Annotated in this window: 1 protein-coding gene; it reads left to right on the top strand. The window is 53.8% G+C overall.

The genetic code is table 11. From position 1 onward, the window contains the following. On the top strand, window positions 1-327 hold a 327-nt coding region (locus WM40_RS27325), incomplete at its 5' end, for a hypothetical protein (RefSeq protein ID WP_046154693.1). Between the last annotated feature and the right edge of the window lie 253 nt (window positions 328-580).

Below are 580 nucleotides of genomic sequence, written 5' to 3'. Positions count from 1 at the left end.
TTCGATGCGGAGACTGGAAAGCACGTTCCGCGAAGTGACTTTGGCATACTTACAGAAGCGTTATTGCATTTGAATGATCCGGTCAGCATTGAATACCGACTGGACTCCCTCGCTACTGTCCAGGCGTTGGAATCCTTCATAGACAAGCTGCTAGATGAGCGCAAGGAAATCGAACAGGATTTTAATGACGGAGTATTGTCCGCCCACGAATACGCACAGCAACTTGCGGATAATGGTAAGCGACTTGCGCGTAATGAGTCGGCCCGCTTAGCTCAAACAGGCGAGTCAATCCACGTTCTGGAGCAAGCCCTGCCAAAAGGTGGCTAGCGGGGTCCGGGGAGCAACTGGACCCCGACGTCTATCGTGAATGTCCACCATGCGTGGTCGAATGCATCCGGCACAATGACCAGGCCTCTGGTGAACCGGGGGGCACTTTGGCCGAACGCCCACTGCCTAGAGCCCGCCATCGATTTTCTTCGACACAATATACACGTCGACGCCGCTCATCGAACACTCCGTAGACGACGCTACGCTGCTGGTGATGACCTGAATCTTCGTGCCGGATTTTTCGAATAACGTA

Source organism: Robbsia andropogonis (assembly GCF_000970345.1).
Lineage (GTDB): Bacteria > Pseudomonadota > Gammaproteobacteria > Burkholderiales > Burkholderiaceae > Robbsia > Robbsia andropogonis.
This window is presented reverse-complemented; position numbering and strand designations above follow the sequence as displayed.